Below are 17,022 nucleotides of genomic sequence, written 5' to 3'. Positions count from 1 at the left end.
AGAAGAGGGAAGGAGACCTGACAGGGACATACAGCACCCTGGGTGACCCTCGCCTGCGCCGCTATACGATCAGCCTGCGCAGAAAGTTCTAATTGCAACGCGACACTTCACCATACTTCCGTTTACATCACGTCCACTATGAAAACCTCCCGAAGGTTCCTCCTGTCTGTCCTCATGCTGACCGGCTTTGCCGCTGCATCGTCGGTGGCCGGCACCCAGGCTGATTCCGACTTTGCGGCGCTCACGGCAATGGCTGAGCAGCTGCCGCCCTGGGCTTCCCGAGGGCCGGACGGCAGGATCAAGAGCGATCGCGCGCCAAAGCGCTCCGAGTGGATGCACTGGATCGACCGCCAGAGCCAGGCCCGGGCGGATGCGGCGCTGAAGTTCATGACCGACCATCCTGCGGACGCGCGCCGCTGGGACGCGGCCGCGATTGCGCTGAATTCGCCGCGCTTTTTCGTGGCCGCCATCAAGCCCGGCTACGACGAGGCGGCTGCCGCCCGTGACCAGGCCAGGATGGAGTCACTCATTGAATATGACAATGCGGCGAAAGCGGCCTGGACGGAGCGCATGCACGCATTGGAGACCGCGTTGCTCGCCGCCCCCGATGCATCGGCGGACGCCGTGGGCGAGGCGCTCTTTTACGGAAGCACATCCGTCTACCAGGACACGACGCTCACTACGATGGAAAAGCTGAAAAGGTTCCGCGCGTTTTATGCGACCTTTGCGCAGCGCGCCCCGCAGTCGCGCTACTTTCCCACATTGAGCAGGGAGTTGCTCCGGCAGGCAAAGGAAGCGGATCCCACGGCCTACTCCGGCCTGCTGCAGGAGATGAAGCAGAGCCCCAATGCGGACATCGCCGCCTTTGCCGCCGGACGGATCCAGGCGGAGGCCGCGCTGGAGAAAGGTTTCGATCTGAAGTTCACCGCCGTGGACGGGCGCGCCGTCGATATCGCCAAGCTGCGTGGAAAGGTCGTGCTGATCGATTTCTGGGCGACCTGGTGCGGCCCGTGCATCAGGGAGCTGCCGAATCTGAAGGCAGTCTATGACAAGTATCACGACCGCGGCTTCGAGGTTGTCGGCATCTCCCTCGACAGGGAGGGCGACCGTCAGAAGCTCATCGATTTCTGCAAGGAGCACGGGATGCCCTGGCCGCAGCATTTCGACGGCAAGTATTGGAAGAATGAATACGCCGTGCAGTACGGCATCCAGGCGATCCCCGCGATGTTCCTGCTCGGCCCGGACGGAAAACTCGCAACGACTGAAGCCCGCGGTGAGAAACTCGAGACCGAGGTCAAGCGGCTGTTGAAGCTGTAGGGCGGATGGCTGCTGCCCGGGTGCCGTGCGCAGCTGTACAGGGTGAGCAACCACGAATCGATCCGGATGAAAACCGGATGCCGGATGTCGGCAACCGGAGCGCCCCTCGGGCCCCTCCGGGGCAAACCATCGCGAGCCCGGGGCAGCCGCCCCGGGAAAGATTTCGAAATTTAGGACATGTGCCCCGAAGTGGGCGATCCAAACGCTGCAGAGGCAGCACCTCACTTTGCCGCCCCTTCAGGGCTTGAATTTCTAATCTCGATTTGAACCCATGGCGTTGCCATGGGCTCACGTATCTTTCGCCTTCAGCGCAAATGCTCAGATTCCGCCGCCGAATAAACCCATGGCGTTGCCAAAGGTCGACGTATTCTGCGCCTTCAGCGCAAGTCCCGCTTACGCCGGGCGGCGGCGGACCAGGAGGAGGTGCTCGGCGGCCAGGACGGTTTCACCGCGCTGGTTGATTGACTCCACAAGCTCCACCACAATGCCGTGATCGGCGCGCTTGGGGTGGTCCCGCTTCTCCTTGACCGTGCACCGCGATGTCAGCGTGTCGCCGATGAACACAGGCTTGATGAAGCGCAGACGGTCATAACCGTACGAAAACGCCGCGGGATTGATCACGCCGGCCGTCTGGCCCACCGCTATGCTGAAGACCAGCGTGCCGTGCGCGATCCGCTGCTTGAAATCCTGCGTCCGGCACCACTCCGCATCCATGTGGTGCGGATAAAAATCGCCCGTCTGCCCGGCATGCAGGACGATGTCGGCCTCGGTGATCGTGCGCCCGATGGACGTCCGGGATTCACCGGCAACGTAGTCTTCGAAATGAATGGTTGTGTTCATGCTGCGGCCGCAAGGCCCAAGGCTTCCGTTATCTCCGACGCCGTCGACCTCATCGCCGCGATCAACGCATCATCCGCACCGCGCTGACCCCGGCGCATCAGGCGCGAGACCGCCAGCGCCGCAACGATGCCCACCGCCGGGTTTCCCACAAGCACCGAGAGATCGCGCACACCCTCGATCGTCTCACCTTCGGCGGACGCATAGCCCCGCCGCCGGATCTCCGCAAGGCCGCGCGACCATGTCGCTCCTGCCCGGCCGCTCATTCGAACTCCGCCGGGCAACGCCCGCAAAACCGCGTCCCGCCCGTCCTCGCCAAGATGCGCCAGCAGGAGGCGGCCCGACGCCGTTTCCACCGGATCGAACTGTCCGCCCACCTCGATGGAAACCCGCACGCGTTCGGGACTCACCTGCTGCGCAAGGACCAGGAGCATGCCGCGGTCGAGCACGCTCAGGTGACACGATTCGCGCACGCGCTCGGTCAGATCCTGCATCGGCTGCCGCGCCGCGCCAAGCAGCTTCTCCTCCACCGAATGCGTGTGCGCCAGCGAATAGAGCTTCAGCGTCAGGCTGTAGCGGCCCGAGGCCCTGTCGCGCTGGATGTAGCCGCGCGACTCCAGGCAGTTCAGCATCCGGAAGAGCTCGCTGCTGCTGCGCGCGAGTCTCGCGGCCAGCTCCGCAAGCGACTGTGGAACCGAAACGGCGGCCAGAAGCTCGAGCACGTCGAGCCCCTTTTCCAGGGCGGGCACGGGGTACTGGGGGGCCTTGCGCATTTTGAGCTTGCCCGACGTTCGCTAATAAAATGCCATTTCGCAAATAAAAAATGGAACCGCCCCAGCCATCCGCCCCCGTCCTTCCGCGCACGGCACGCCCGATCGTGGTCATCGGAGCGGGCGGCATTGTGCGCGACGCGCATCTCCCGGCCTATCGCCTGGCCGGTTTCCCGGTCTTCGCGATTCATGATCAGGATGGGGCGCGCGCCCGCCGGCTAGCGGAGGACTTCAACGTGGCTCACACCCCCGCCTCGCTTCACGAGGCAGTTCGCACGGCCCCGGCCGGAGCTGTCTTCGATGTCGCGGTCCCCGCCTCGGCCCTGCGCGACGTGCTGCCCGCCCTGCCCGACGGGGCGCCCGTGCTCATTCAGAAGCCCTTCGGCGAGGATCTCGCACAGGCCCGCTCGCTCCTCTCGCTCTGCCGGAGCAAACGCCTGGACGCCGCGGTGAACTTCCAGCTGCGCTTTGCGCCGAACATCGCCGCCGCCCGCGCACTCGTCGCCAGCGGTGCGATCGGCGAGCTTCACGATGTCGAGGTGCGCGTGACGGTCTACACGCCCTGGCACCTGTGGACTTTCCTGGAGGCGCTTCCCCGCGTCGAGATTCTGTATCACAGCATCCACTACATCGACCTGGTCCGCTCCTTCCTCGGCGAACCTTCCGGCGTGTTTGCGAAGACCGTGCGCCACCCCGGCATGCCCCGGCTGGCTTCCACACGCACGAACATCGCATTCGACTACGGGGACACCCTGCGCGCCAATATCACAGCCAACCACGGCCACCTGTTTGGACGCCGGCATCAGGAAAGCTACGTCAAGTGGGAAGGCACGCGAGGCGCGATCAAGGCGGGGCTCGGTCTTCTGGTCGATTATCCCAAGGGCGAGCCGGACACGCTTGAGTTCTGCGCGCTCGATGCCTCCGGAAAACCCGGCCCGTGGGAACCCGTGCCGTTCAGCGGCAGTTGGTATCCGCACGCCTTCATCGGCACCATGGCCTCGCTTCAGCGTCACACCTGCGGGGAGACGACCGAGTTGCCGACACGCATCGATGACGCCATCCGCACCATGGCGGTCGTCGAGGCCGCCTATGAGTCGAGCGCCCGCGGCGCAACCCCGATCCCCCCTCCCTGAGTCATGCCAGATCCCATCATCCTCCGCGGAATGACCTGGAATCATCCGCGCGGCCTCGCCCCGCTCGTGGCGACCGCAAGGCAGTACGCACAGCAGCACCCGAATGTGCGCATCGAATGGTCCGTGCGATCCCTGAAGGACTTCGAGGAGTATCCCATCGAGCGCCTCGTCCAGGATTTCGACCTGATCGTCCTCGACCATCCCTGCATCCCGCTCGTCTCGGCGAAGGGTCTCCTCCTGCCTCTGGACGAACACCTGCCGGCCGCGTTTCTAGCTGACCAGGCTGTGAATTCCGTCGGTGTCTCGCATCGCAGCTACCAGCACAACGGCCACCAGTGGGCGCTCGCCATCGACGCCGCGACACCCGTCGCCTTCTGGCGCGAGGACCTGATGGCGTCGCATCACCTGGAGCCTCCCGCATCCTGGCCGGACCTTCTCGCGCTCGCGCGGCGCGGTCACGTCGAGGTGCCGGCGGCGCCCATCAACTGCCTGATGAATTTTTTCAGCTTTGCGGTCGCGCTCGGAGGCGCGCCGTTTGTCACACCCGACCGGCTCGTTGAGCGAGCCGTGGGCCGCGAGGCGATCGCCCGGCTTCGCGAGCTGATCGCCCTCTGCGATCCCGGTGTCTGGCATCGGAATCCGATAGCATCGCACGACCTTGTCGCCTCCGCGGACAATCACGCAGTCTGCTGCTGCCCGCTCGCGTATGGCTATTCCAACTACGCGCGCCCCGGCTTTGCCGCGCATGTTCTGAAGTTCGGTGCTCCGCCGCTGTTCAACGGACAACCGCTCTCCACCGTGCTGGGCGGCACCGGTCTCGCGCTTTCCGCATCAAGGCCGAATCGCGCGACCGCTGTCGACTACGCGAAGTACACCGCGTCGCCGGAAATCCAGCGGACGCTCTACGTGTCCAGCGGCGGTCAGCCCGGCCACCGTCTGGCATGGACGGATGCGGCCAACAACCGCGTGACCGGCGACTACTTTCTCCGCACGCTGCCCGTGCTCGACCACGCCTGGCTGCGACCCCGCCACGCGGGTTACCAGCATTTCCAGGATGTGGCTTCGCCCATCATTCACGACGCGCTTCGTGGCGCCATCAGCGACGATGCCGCGCTCGACCGGATGGATGCGCTGCATCGCGGGACCATCGCCCGCGCCTCTCCATGAAGCCGCTCGAAGGCCTGCTCGTGCTCGACTTTGCGCAGTTCCTCGCCGGCCCCTGGGCGGCGACGCGGCTGGCGGACCTCGGGGCGCGCGTCATCAAGATCGAGCGTCCGGGCAGCGGCGACATCTGCCGCCACCTGTACATTTCCAACCTGTCCCTCGACGGCGACAGCACGCTCTTTCACTCGATCAACCGCAACAAGCAGAGTTACGCGGCCGATCTCAAGGATCCGGCGGATTTGGAAAAGGTCCGCCAACTCGTTGCCCGCGCCGACGTGCTCATCCAGAACTTCCGCCCCGGCGTGATGGAACGCCTCGGACTCGGTCCGGACGAATGCGCGCGGATGAACCCACGGCTCGTCACGGGCGTCGTCACCGGGTACGGCACGGAGGGACCCTGGCGCGACAAGCCCGGGCAGGACTTGCTGGCGCAATCCGTCTCCGGTCTGACCTGGCTCAACGGCAACGCCGACCAGCCGCCCATGGCCTTCGGCCTGTCGGTGGCGGATCTCACCGCCAGCGCGCATCTGGTGCAGGGCATTCTGGCCGCCCTGCTCCGGCGAAGCACCACGGGGCGCGGCGCGCTCGTCGAGGTCAGTCTGCTCGAATCCGTGCTCGACCTGCAGTTCGAGGTCATCACAACCTTCCTGAACGACGGAGGAAAGGCACCCGAACGCAGCACCATCAACAATGCCAATGCCTATCTCGGCGCGCCCTATGGCATCTACGCAACCGCTGACGGCCACCTGGCGCTCGCCATGGGATCGGTCATCACGCTCGGCGGTCTCCTCGAACTCCCCGCACTCGCCGCCTACACGAATCCGCAGAGCTGGTTCACGCATCGCGACGAGATCAAGCGTCACATTGCCGACCACCTCGTCACCCAGCCAACCCGCCACTGGCTGGAGCGGCTCGAACCCGCCGGTTACTGGTGCGCCGAGGTGCTGGATTGGGCGGGACTCTGGCGCACGGGGGCGTTTTCCGCGCTCGATTTCGTGCAGACCGTGCGGCGCGACGCCGGTCCTGAAATGCGCACCACGCGCTGCCCCATCCGCATCGATCGGCAATTGTACAAGTCGGAGCGCGGGGCTCCGCGTGTCGGCCAGCACACACAGGAGATCCAGGCCGAGTTCAAACTTTAGCGCGAATCACCGCATCCCAGCTCATCCTCACGCCCATGCCCCCTGAAGCCGCCCCCCTGCTCGGCACCCTCCTGCACACCGTCGGCGCCGCCGCCGCCGCGCTGTGCTATGCGCCACAGCGCTACGTCAAGAACTGGCGATGGCAGACCTACTGGCTGATCCAGGCCTCGGGCTGCTGGCTCGTGCTCCCATGGATCTTCGCCTGGTTCACGATTCCGAGCCTCGGCACCGTGCTGCACGAGGCGCCCGGCGCGGCGATGATCAAGTCGTACGTGCTCGGTGTTCTCTATGGCGTGGGAGGCATCGCTTTCGGCGTCGCCATCCGCTACATCGGCTACTCGCTCACGTACGCGATCGCCATCGGCGTCTCCTGCGTCCTCGGCACGCTGCTGCCGCCGCTGCTGGCCGGCACGCTCGGCTCAACCCTGGCCAGCATGGCGGGCACCTATGTCGTCAGCGGTGTCGTGCTCGGAGGCGGAGCGATGCTCATCACCGGCGTCGCAGGATTTCGGAAGGAACGGGAAATGGCGGCGGATGGCGCGAAAACCGGATTCAACCAGCGCATCGGCCTGCCCATCGCATTGCTCGCGGGAATTCTGTCCGCAGTCTTCAGCTTCTCGCTCGCCGCCGGCCAGCCCGTCGCCGATGTCGCCGCAAAATACGGCGCCGGCCACTTCCAGGGAAATGTCATCTATCTTTTTTCCAACACCGGCGCCTTCACCACCACGCTCTTTTACTGCCTCTATCTCATCCTCCGCGACCGCTCGTTTGGTGAATTCGCGACCGCGGGCGGTGCCAGTCTCTTCCGGAATTACGCCCTCGCGCTGCTCACCGGACTGCTGTGGTACCTCCAGTTCTTCTTCTACGGACTCGGACACGTGCGCATGGGCAGCTTCAAGTTTTCAAGCTGGGCCATCCACATGATCATCCTGATCCTGCTCAGCTACGGCTTCGGTGTCGCCATCGGCGAATGGCGTGCCTGCCGCCCGGCCACCAAACGCATCGTCTTCTCGGCTATCACGCTGCTGCTCGGCGCCGTCGGGCTGATCAGCTACGGGAACCATCTCGCATCGTTGTCGGGGAGTTGACTGACCCCGAAAACTGGGCGGAATTTGCGGTTTATTCACGCTCACCATCGATAGTTTCTTCATGTCAAATCCTTCCGCCGCAGCCCATCAATCCTCCCCCAATCCACCGCCGGCCCCTGCCCGCCCCGGTGTCATTCCCTTTCCCGCGGGCAAACCGGTTCTGGTCGACGCCGACTCGATGGCGCGCACTTACGACGAGGTGAAGACGCCGTACAAGTACGGCATCATCCTCCGCGGCGGGGCCGACGAGATCATCGACTGCCCGAACATCTTTCGCCACGGAAATCGCTGGTACATGATGTACATTTCCAGCCGCTCCAACGTCGGATACGAGACCTGCCTCGCACGCAGCGATGACCTGCTTCGCTGGGAGAAACTCGGCGTCGTGCTTCCGCTGCGCAGCGAAGGGTGGGACGCCTGGCAGGCCGCCGGGGGCATCGCACTCTACGACACGCGCTGGGATGGTTCGCACGAACTCACGCGGCACGATGGACGCTACTGGCTGCCCTATCTCGGCGGTTCGAAAAAGGGATACGAACCCGATCCTCTTTCCATTGGACTCGCCTGCACCGACGACCCCGTCGCCATCCGGCCCTGGGAGCGGCTCCCCGAGAATCCCGTGCTGTCCGCAGACCAGAGCGACGCGAGGGACTTTGAGCACGTCACACTCTACAAGAGCGCGATCATCCGCGACGAGTCCCGCTCACTCGGCGCGCCGTTCGTGATGTACTACAACGGCAAGTCCGCCCCCTATGGAAACGAGGGCATTGGCATCGCCATCTCCCACGACATGCGCACCTGGACTCGTTTCGGCCGCGGGCCGGTTCTCATGAGTGTCGGTTCCTCTCCCTGGGCCATCAGCGGAGACCCCCAGATCACGCGCATCGGCGATCTCTGGGTCATGCACTATTTCGGCGCCTTCTGGGATCGCGGTGCCTTCGACACGTTTGCGTGTTCGCGCAATCTCATCCACTGGACGAAATGGAACGGCCCCCACCTCATCGCCCCGACGGAGCCCTTCGATCAGGAGTACGCGCACAAGCCCTGGGTGCTGAAACATGACGGCATCGTCTATCATTTCTACTGCGCCACCGGCGCCGAGGGCCGCGTGATCGCGCTCGCCACCTCCAGGGATCTGGGACGCTCCTCATGACCGGAAACTGGCGCATCGTCCTCTTCGGAATCCTGCTGACAGGCGCTGCACGGGCGGACTCCGGGCTGCCGCGCGATGAATCGCGCTACGTCGTCCTCGATTTTCCCGGCACCCGCCTCGTTGAATCGATCCCGTTGGGCAATGGCAGACTCGGCGCTTCGCTCTTCGGTGGTGTCGCCGAAGAGCGCATCGTTCTCAACGAGTCCGGCATGTGGTCAGGCTCGCCCCAGGACGCCGACCGGCCCGACGCGCACAAGGCCCTTCCGGAAATCCGCCGGCTGCTTCTTGAGGGGAAAAACTTCGAAGCGGAGGCTCTCGTGAATGCCACCTTCACCTGCGCCGGACCCGGCTCCGGTTTGGGTCAGGGTGCCAATGTTCAGTATGGGTCCTACCAGGTGCTCGGCAATCTGCACCTGACGTTCCGGGGTGAGCACGTGGCGGCGCCCGTCACGAACTACAAGCGGGCACTCGATCTGGCGAATGCTGTCGCCTGCATGTCCTACGAACAGGCGGGTGTCCGTTTCACCCGCGATGCGTTTGTCAGCAATCCCGACGAGGTCTTCGTGCTCCGCCTGAGGGCGAACCGTCGCGCGAGCATTTCCTTCGATGCGCGCCTGTCACGGCCTGAGAGGGCGGTGGTCGAGAATCTCGGGCGGGAGGGCCTGCTCCTATCCGGACAGTTGAACGACGGCCTGGAGGGCGGCCGCGGAGTCCGTTTCGCGGCCCGGCTGAAAATCCTGATCAAGGGCGGCACGTCGACTCCCGTGGGCGATGCCATTGAGGTTCGAAATGCGGATGAAGCCCTGCTGTTCGTCACGGCCGCGACCGACATCCGGACGTTCGCCGGCCGGCATGTGGAAAACGCACACGCCACCGCCGAGGCCGATCTCAAGCGGGTCAGCGGGCAGACGTGGGGGCAGTTGTGGGTGTCCCACCTCGCGGACTACGGCCGCTATTTCGACCGCGCCGATCTGCAACTCGGTGCGCGCGATGCCGACGCCGCCGCCCGGCCGACACTGCAACGCCTGCGGGAGTTTCATGAAGGCGCGGCGGACCCTTCCCTGGCGGCGCTCTATTTCAACTTCGGCCGCTACCTGCTCATCTCCTCATCGCGCCCCGGCGGGCTTCCCGCGAATCTGCAGGGCATCTGGGCCGACACGATTCAGACGCCATGGAACGGCGACTGGCACGCGAACATCAATGTGCAGATGAACTACTGGCCCGCGGAGACCACGAACCTCAGCGAGCTGCACGAGCCGCTCTTTGCGCTGATTGAATCGCTGGTCGAGCCCGGCACGCGGACGGCGCGGGCCTACTATGACGCGGGAGGCTGGGTTTCGTTTCTGCTCGCGAATCCGTGGGGCTTCACCTCGCCCGGCGAATCCGCGAGCTGGGGCGCCACCGTCTCCTGCTCCGCCTGGCTCTGCCAGCACCTGTGGGACCACTACCTTTTCACCGGCGACCGCGCCTTTCTTGCCCGCGTCTACCCGATTCTGAAAGGCTCCGCGCTGTTCTACCTCGACATGCTCATCGAGGATCCAAAAACCGGCTGGCTCGTCACCGCGCCCTCGAATTCGCCGGAGAACTCATTCCTCCTCGACGGCAAACGCGTGCACGTGTGTCTGGGACCGACGACCGACATGCAGTTGCTGCGCTACCTCTTCTCCGCCTGCGCGCAGGCCGCGGACACCCTCGGCGTGGATCCTGACTTCGCGGCGGATCTCACCGGCAAACGTTCGCGTCTCGCGCCCACCCGGCTCGGCAGCGACGGTCGCGTAATGGAATGGCAGGAGGAGTACGTCGAAGCCGAGCCCCAGCACCGCCATGTCTCCCACCTCTGGGGCCTCTATCCCGGCGATGAAATCACGCCACGCGACACGCCCGAACTCGCGGCCGGCGCGCGCAAGACGATCGAGAAACGCGGCGACGGCAGCACCGGCTGGAGCCTCGCATTCAAAATGGGCATGTGGGCCCGCCTCGGCGATGGCGACCACGCACACCTCCTTTTGCGAAACGCCCTTCGGCCAGTCGACAACGCCACTGCCGGCAAGAGCTGGGGAGGAACGTTCGCCAATCTGTTCGACTCGCACCCGCCATTTCAAATCGACGGAAACTTCGGCGGCACTGCGGCGATCGCCGAGATGCTGTTGCAGAGCACGCCTGACGAAATTGTTCTGCTTCCCGCCCTGCCTTCAGCATGGCCCGACGGCGAGGTTCGCGGTCTGCGGGCGAGGGGTGGATTCGAGGTGGACATCGCATGGCATTCCCACAAATTAGCCCGCGCCGTCGTTCGAAGCCTGACCGGAAAAACGACCCGCCTGCGTCATGGTGATTCCACATTCCCGATGAGCTTTCCTCAATCCGACAAGGAACCGTTCATCCTTCAACCGCTGGCGCCGCAATAGTCCGCAATGCTGACGGGCATCATGAATTCCATGCCATGCCGTCTGCAAATCCTGTCCCTACTGCTGTATGGCTCGAGTCTGATTTTCGCGGGATGCACGGGCTATCACCCGGCACCCCTTCTGCCTCGGGACACCTCCATTCACGATCTTGGGCAGATCCCACTCAACTGGCGGCATGTGGCGCTGCCAGGGCTGGTTCCTCATCCGTTCGACCCTGCAAAACCACTGGACGTGACCAGCGTCGCCATGCTGGCAGTTGTGGGAAACCCCGAACTGAAACTTGCCCGCGGCGACGCCGGCATCGCCCGGGCGCAGGCGTTTGCCGCAGGACTGCTGCCGGATCCACAATTCAATCTTGCTCAGGATTTCCCTGGAGAAGCAGGCTTCGTCAGCGCCTACAATGCGGATCTGGCCTACGATCTTGGGGCGCTTGTCACGCTCTCGGCCCGTCGCAAGACGGGTGCCGCCGAAATCCAAAAATCAGATCTCGCGCTCCTTTGGCAGGAATGGCGGGTCGTTTTGCAGTCGCGAAGACTATTCGCGGCCGTGGCCTATCTCCAGCAGGGCCGTGAGCTGCTGCGGCAGGCCGTCTCCTTGGCTGGAGTGCGGGCGGAATCCGCACGCCGCGCCATGGAGGAAGGCAACGCCACCTGGGACGGAATCGCCCCCTATCTCGTGGCGCAAAACGATGCACAACGGCAGCTCGATGATCTCACACGCCAATTGCAGCAGGGGCGCTTCGAGTTGAACGCGCTCCTGGGCCTGGCACCGGAAGTCAGGCTCGAACTGGCCCCTCTGCCGCCCATGGCCTCGTTCGACGCCGATGCAGTGCGCGCCGCACTGCGGGACATTCCGATGCGCCGGCCTGATCTTCTGGCGCTGGCGTCCGGCTATGAAGCACAGGAATCGCGGTTGCGTGCAGCGGTGTTGTCGCAGTTTCCATCGCTCAACATCGGCCTCACACGGGCGCGGGACACCTCGGCGGTACACACCAGTGGATTCACGCTCGGCATCACCCTCCCCGTCTTCAGCGGTGCCCGCGGTTCCATCGCCGTTGAATCCGCCACACGGCAGCGCCTGCGCGACGAGTACCAAAGCCGCATAAATGCTTCGCATTCCGAGGTGGAGCAGATCGTGGAGAACCAGACTCTGCTTAAGGCGCAGCTGCGAGCCGCAGACGACGCCGCCACCGCATTGAAGCGGATGGCTGCTGACGCAGAAAAGGCTTATGAAGCGCGCCACATGACCGTGAGCACCTATGTCGACCTGCAGTTATCCCTGCTCGCAAGGCAGTCCGAACTGCTCGCACTCAACCGCGCCGCAATGGAGCAGCGCATCACGCTTCAATCATTGCTGGGCGGCGTGCTGCCCGACGACAACCCAGACGCGCCCGCCAAACGAGGGCCCATGAAGGATGCAAAATGAAACTTCCACTCATCGCCGCCACACTGGTGTTTTCCCTGTCTTGGACATGGGTTTTCGCGCAGGAACCGCCTCCGGTGCCTGTCAGGACCGTGCCGCTCCGTCGTGAAAGCCTCGCGCGCCGGGTGGCGGCTTATGGCACGGTCATGGTCGCCCAGGATGTCCAGACGGACATCAGTCTGCCCTATGGAGCCGAGATCTCCCGTTTGCACGCTGGTGTTGGAAGCAAATTGAAGCGCGGTGATCCTCTCTTTTCTGTGTCTGCCGATCCTGGCGCGATACTGGCGATGCAGCAGGCGCAAGGGGCCGTGGTTCTGGCCCGTGGCGAACTGCAGCGCACACAGTCACTGGAGGCGCAGCGGCTGGCCACGCTATCGCAGGTGGCGGCCGCTGAAAAGGCGGTGACGGATGCCGAGCAGGCGCTCGCAGCGCAACGGCGGCTGGGCGTCGGCGAAGGCGAGCAGATCGTGCGTTCTCCGTTCGACGGCGTGATGCTGAAACTGCTCGTCTCCCAAGGCGACCGCCTCCAGCCGGGGACGGTTATCTTGCAGCTTGGCCGCAGCGATCCGGCGACGCCGTCCTGCATTGTACTGGGAATCGATCCATCCCTGCGGAAAGAGCTGGCGGCAGGTGCAAGCGTCGAGATCACATCCCTGTCCACACCGGCTGACAGCAGTCCGCCAGCATCCATCGGACATGTGCGCGAGGTGCGGGCCGTCGTCAATCCCCAGAGCCGCATGGTCGAGATTCTGGTTGATCTGCCATCCTCCGAAAGCGTTCATCTTATCACGGGCGAGCCAGTCCAGGGAATCATCCTCCTGCCAGCGGGCGAGCACTGGGTGGTTCCGCGACCCGCTGTCCTGCGGGACGCTCACGGTGCATACCTCTACCAGGTGGAGAAGGGACGGGCACGACGGGTTCCTGTCGATGTGCGGGTCGACAACGGGGATCAACTGGCCGTCGACGGTGCGCTTCAGACAGCGCTCCCGATCGTGGTCGAGGGAAATTATCAACTGACAGACGGTCAGCAGGTGCGTGGGGCGGCCCCATGAATCCGGAATCCTGGATGCGGCGCCATCGCCGGTCGGTTCTCTTTCTGATCGCGCTGCTCGCCTTGGGCGGTCTGGCGTCCGCGCTGCACCTGCCAACAACACTCTTTCCCTTTGTCGAGTTTCCACGCATAGTGGTGTCTCTCGACGCCGGCGACCGCCCCGCCGACCAGATGGCGATGCTGGTCACCCGCCCTGTGGAAGAGGCCGTCCGCAGGGTTGAAGCAATGGAGTCCGTGCATTCCATCACCAGCCGAGGAAGCGCCGAGATAGCGCTGAACTTCAGCTGGGGCACCAGCATGGCGAAGGCTTCGCTGGAGATGAATGCCGCAATCGCCCAAATACTGCCCGCGCTCCCACCGGGGACACGCATGACCGTGCGCCGCATGGACCCCAGCAAGTTTCCGGTCATTGCCTACAGCCTTGCCTCGCGCGGTCATTCACTGGTCGAGCTCCACGACCTGGCTCAGTTCCGGTTGCGTCCTCTCCTTTCGTCAGTCTCCGGCGTGGCGCGCGTGGAGGTTCTCGGCGGCGAACAGGAGGAGTATGAGATCGCCGCTGACCCCGCTCGTCTTGCCGCACGCGGTCTGGCGTTGTCCGATCTGGTGCGCGCGGTCTCGGCCGCCAACGCCATAGGCGCAGCCGGCCGGATCGAGGATCACTACAAGCTGTACCTGGTGGTCACAAGCAGCGCCACAGCAAGCCTTGAGCAGATTCAGCGCATCGTGGTGGCGGGTTCGCCGCTGGGCGTGACTCACCTGGGCGATGTCGCGACGGTCCGGCATGGCTCCACCCCCCAATGGACGCGCGTCACCGCCGATGGACAGGATGCCGTGCTCATCAACATTTTCCAGCAGCCCGGTGGCAACAGTGTCAAGATTGCGCGAGAAATCCGGGATCAGCTGGCAGTCTTGCAGTCCAGTCTGCCAAAGGGGATCAGGCTGGCAAACTGGTACGATCAGAGTGAACTTGTCACCGCATCCGCAGCAGGCGTGCGTGATGCCATTCTGATCGGAGTGCTGCTGGCAGCGCTCACCCTGCTGGCATTTCTGCGCAACTGGAAAGTCACCGCGATCGCGGTGACCACGGTTCCATTGGTGATGGCCGCCACCTCCGCGCTCCTGGGAGTTTTTGGCATGGGATTCAACATCATGACCATGGGCGGGATGGCCGCGGCCGTCGGTTTGATCATTGATGATGCCATTGTCATGGTTGAGCAGATCATCCGCCGCGTGCGGGAGGGCGGCGTGGATCGGTTTCATGGAGGAGTGATGCGAGCCGCGCTTGAATACGTGCGACCATTGGCTGGCTCGTCGGCCGCCACCGTGATCGTCTTTGTGCCGCTGGCTTTTCTCTCCGGCGTAACCGGAGCCTTCTTCAAGGCACTCTCCATCACCATGGCAGGCGCCCTGGTGATTTCCTTCGTTGTCGCGCTGACAGCCGTGCCCCTTCTGTGCGACCGCCTGCTGACGGCGCGGGATGCAGACCACGACGAGGATCGCGGCCTCCTGTTTCCGCGATTGAGAAGCGCGTACCTGTGGCTGCTCAGCCGCGCCCTGAAGAGGCCCTGGCTTCCACTCGCGGGAGTCATGCCATTGGTGCTGGCCAGCTGGATCGCATACAGGAACGTTGGCACGGGCTTCATGCCGGCCATGGACGAAGGCGGATTCGTGCTCGACTACAGGACGCCGCCTGGCACGTCGCTCAGCGAAACCGACCGCCTGTTGCGACAGGTGGAGACAATCCTCAGCGCGGACAGCAGCGTCCAGACCTATTCACGTCGCACGGGATTGCAGTTGGGCGGTGGACTGACGGAGGCAAACCAGGGCGATTTCTTTATCCGCCTGAAAGACGGCCCGCGTGCGCCGATCGATCTGGTCATGGATGGCATTCGGGAGCGCATCGAACGAGAGGTGCCTGGCATCGATGTCGAGATGGCTCAGCTGATGGAGGACCTGATCGGCGATCTGACAGCGGTGCCGCAGCCGGTTCAGATCATGATTTTCTCCGATGATCCGAAGATCCTTGAGACTTCCGCGCGACGCGTTGCTGTTGAGCTCAGCAAGGTGCCCGGGATGGTGGACGTTCGCGACGGCATCAACCCAGCTGGTGACGCGATCGATGTTCGATTGCATCCGGAACGTGCCGCGATGGAGGGCGTTGATGCAGCATGGATCGCGCAAACGCTCACAGACATGCTGTCGGGCAGCCTGGCCGCCCAGGTGCAGCAGGGACCAAAAATGATCGGCGTGCGCGTTTGGATCCCACCAGCCGCGCGGTTCAGCGACACCGCCATGCGAAGGCTGATGCTGCGTGCGCCCGATGAACACCTCTTCCCACTCGAACGTGTGGCCACTTTGACCCAGTTGACCGGACAGCCCCAAATAGAAAGCGACAACCTCAGGCGAATGGTGGCCGTTACAGGGCGGATCAGCGGGCGCGATTTGGGATCGACCATTGCCGATGTCAAACATGCATTGCGGCAGTCCGGATTGATCGGAGACGGTGCCTACTACACCCTGGGTGGCCTCTATCAGCAGCAACAGGTGGCATTCAAGGGGCTGATGACCGTGTTTGCCGCGGCGGTGGCGCTCGTGTTCGCGCTGCTGCTCATTCTGTACGAGCGCTTTCGAATTGCTCTCGTCATCCTCACCATGCCGCTGCTGGCGGCTGGCGCGGTGTTCATTGGCTTGTGGGTCACAGGCATCGAGCTCAACATCACCTCGATGATGGGAATGACCATGATTGTTGGAATCGTCACTGAGGTGGCCATTTTCTACACATCCGAATATTGCCAGATGCGCGACAACAACGGCATGGCGCACGAGGACGCCCTGATGGCCGCAGGGCGGAACCGTCTGAGACCGATCATGATGACAACGGTTGCCGCAATTCTGGCCCTGCTGCCCCTGGCGCTCTCCATCGGTCAGGGCTCGGCCATGCAGCAGCCGCTGGCCGCAGCCATCATCACGGGCCTTCTCGTGCAGGTGCCATTGGTGCTTCTGGTGCTTCCAAGCCTGCTCTGCCTGACGCTGGCACGCACGCCGGCACACATGGCCCCGGTCAATGAAAGACTTGGTGCTTCGGGTCCCGCACAAGACGCATGATGCCCGCCAACGGCTGGTTTCTCTGGGCTCTCCTGTCGGCTGTGTTTGCAGGATTGACCGCAATTTTCGCCAAGGCGGGGGTCCAAGGCGTGGATCCTGATTTCGCAACACTGATCCGCACGCTGATCATCCTTGTCGCACTGTCCGCATTCGTGATTTCAACCGGCAGGTGGAGCAATCCCTTCGATCTTCCATCGAGGACCTGGATCTTCCTCAGTCTTTCCGGGCTGGCGACCGGAGTTTCGTGGGTCTGCTACTTTCGCGCACTCAAGGTTGGTGATGCGTCAAAGGTCGCACCCGTGGACAAGTTCAGCCTGGTGCTTGTGGCGGTGTTCGCATTTGCGTTTCTTGGCGAACGTCCGTCCATGCGGGAATGGTCGGGCATTGCATTGGTTGCCACCGGCGTGATCATGCTGGCGCTCAAACGTTAGATCA

General features: G+C 63.8%; 13 protein-coding genes. 11 read left to right on the top strand and 2 right to left on the bottom strand.

What is annotated here, in order from left to right:
• Positions 1-138 precede the first annotated feature (138 nt).
• Complete coding sequence (locus HS122_16825) at positions 139-1,317, top strand: TlpA family protein disulfide reductase (GenBank protein MBE7540060.1); 1,179 nt, start codon at positions 139-141, stop codon at positions 1,315-1,317.
• A gap of 393 nt (positions 1,318-1,710) precedes the next feature.
• Here the strand turns inward: HS122_16825 and HS122_16820 are convergent, their stop codons facing one another.
• Together HS122_16820 and HS122_16815 are read right to left on the bottom strand one after the other, a co-directional pair.
• A complete protein-coding gene (locus HS122_16820) occupies positions 1,711-2,157 on the bottom strand; it encodes a MaoC family dehydratase N-terminal domain-containing protein (GenBank protein MBE7540059.1) in 447 nt (148 codons plus the stop codon).
• On the bottom strand, positions 2,154-2,927 hold the full coding sequence (locus tag HS122_16815; GenBank protein MBE7540058.1) for an IclR family transcriptional regulator: 774 nt from the start codon (positions 2,925-2,927) through the stop codon (positions 2,154-2,156). Before HS122_16815 ends, HS122_16820 begins: the two co-directional genes overlap by 4 nt.
• Before the next feature lie 50 nt (positions 2,928-2,977).
• Between HS122_16815 and HS122_16810 the strand changes: the two genes are divergently transcribed.
• The 10 genes from HS122_16810 (at position 2,978) to HS122_16765 (ending at position 17,018) form a co-directional block, all read left to right on the top strand.
• Entirely contained in the window at positions 2,978-4,057 is a 1,080-nt protein-coding gene (locus HS122_16810) for a Gfo/Idh/MocA family oxidoreductase (GenBank protein MBE7540057.1), read from the top strand.
• Between the two features lie 3 nt (positions 4,058-4,060).
• Positions 4,061-5,224 (top strand): extracellular solute-binding protein, encoded by a 1,164-nt coding sequence (locus HS122_16805; protein ID MBE7540056.1) that lies wholly within the window; start codon positions 4,061-4,063, stop codon positions 5,222-5,224.
• Positions 5,221-6,363: a CoA transferase gene (locus HS122_16800; protein ID MBE7540055.1), complete on the top strand. Its 1,143-nt coding sequence runs from the start codon at positions 5,221-5,223 to the stop codon at positions 6,361-6,363. The genes HS122_16805 and HS122_16800 overlap by 4 nt, the downstream gene beginning before the upstream one ends.
• Positions 6,364-6,398: 35 nt before the next feature.
• Positions 6,399-7,451: a rhamnose:proton symporter gene (locus tag HS122_16795; GenBank protein ID MBE7540054.1), complete on the top strand. Its 1,053-nt coding sequence runs from the start codon at positions 6,399-6,401 to the stop codon at positions 7,449-7,451.
• 61 nt (positions 7,452-7,512) lie between these two features.
• On the top strand, positions 7,513-8,604 hold the full coding sequence (locus HS122_16790; GenBank protein MBE7540053.1) for a glycosylase: 1,092 nt from the start codon (positions 7,513-7,515) through the stop codon (positions 8,602-8,604).
• A complete protein-coding gene (locus HS122_16785) occupies positions 8,601-11,009 on the top strand; it encodes a glycoside hydrolase family 95 protein (GenBank protein MBE7540052.1) in 2,409 nt (802 codons plus the stop codon). The genes HS122_16790 and HS122_16785 overlap by 4 nt, the downstream gene beginning before the upstream one ends.
• A 30-nt stretch (positions 11,010-11,039) precedes the next feature.
• Positions 11,040-12,434, top strand: coding sequence for a TolC family protein (locus tag HS122_16780; GenBank protein ID MBE7540051.1), 1,395 nt, complete (start codon positions 11,040-11,042; stop codon positions 12,432-12,434).
• Positions 12,431-13,483, top strand: a complete 1,053-nt coding sequence (locus HS122_16775; protein ID MBE7540050.1) for an efflux RND transporter periplasmic adaptor subunit — start codon at positions 12,431-12,433, stop codon at positions 13,481-13,483. Before HS122_16780 ends, HS122_16775 begins: the two co-directional genes overlap by 4 nt.
• Positions 13,480-16,587 carry an efflux RND transporter permease subunit gene (locus tag HS122_16770; protein ID MBE7540049.1) on the top strand — a complete coding sequence of 1,036 codons (3,108 nt, stop codon included), beginning with the start codon at positions 13,480-13,482 and terminating at the stop codon, positions 16,585-16,587. Before HS122_16775 ends, HS122_16770 begins: the two co-directional genes overlap by 4 nt.
• On the top strand, positions 16,584-17,018 hold the full coding sequence (locus tag HS122_16765) for an EamA family transporter (protein MBE7540048.1): 435 nt from the start codon (positions 16,584-16,586) through the stop codon (positions 17,016-17,018). The genes HS122_16770 and HS122_16765 overlap by 4 nt, the downstream gene beginning before the upstream one ends.
• Positions 17,019-17,022: the final 4 nt, after the last annotated feature.

The sequence above is a fragment of the Opitutaceae bacterium genome (genome assembly GCA_015075305.1).
Classification (GTDB): domain Bacteria; phylum Verrucomicrobiota; class Verrucomicrobiia; order Opitutales; family Opitutaceae; genus UBA6669.
This window is presented reverse-complemented; position numbering and strand designations above follow the sequence as displayed.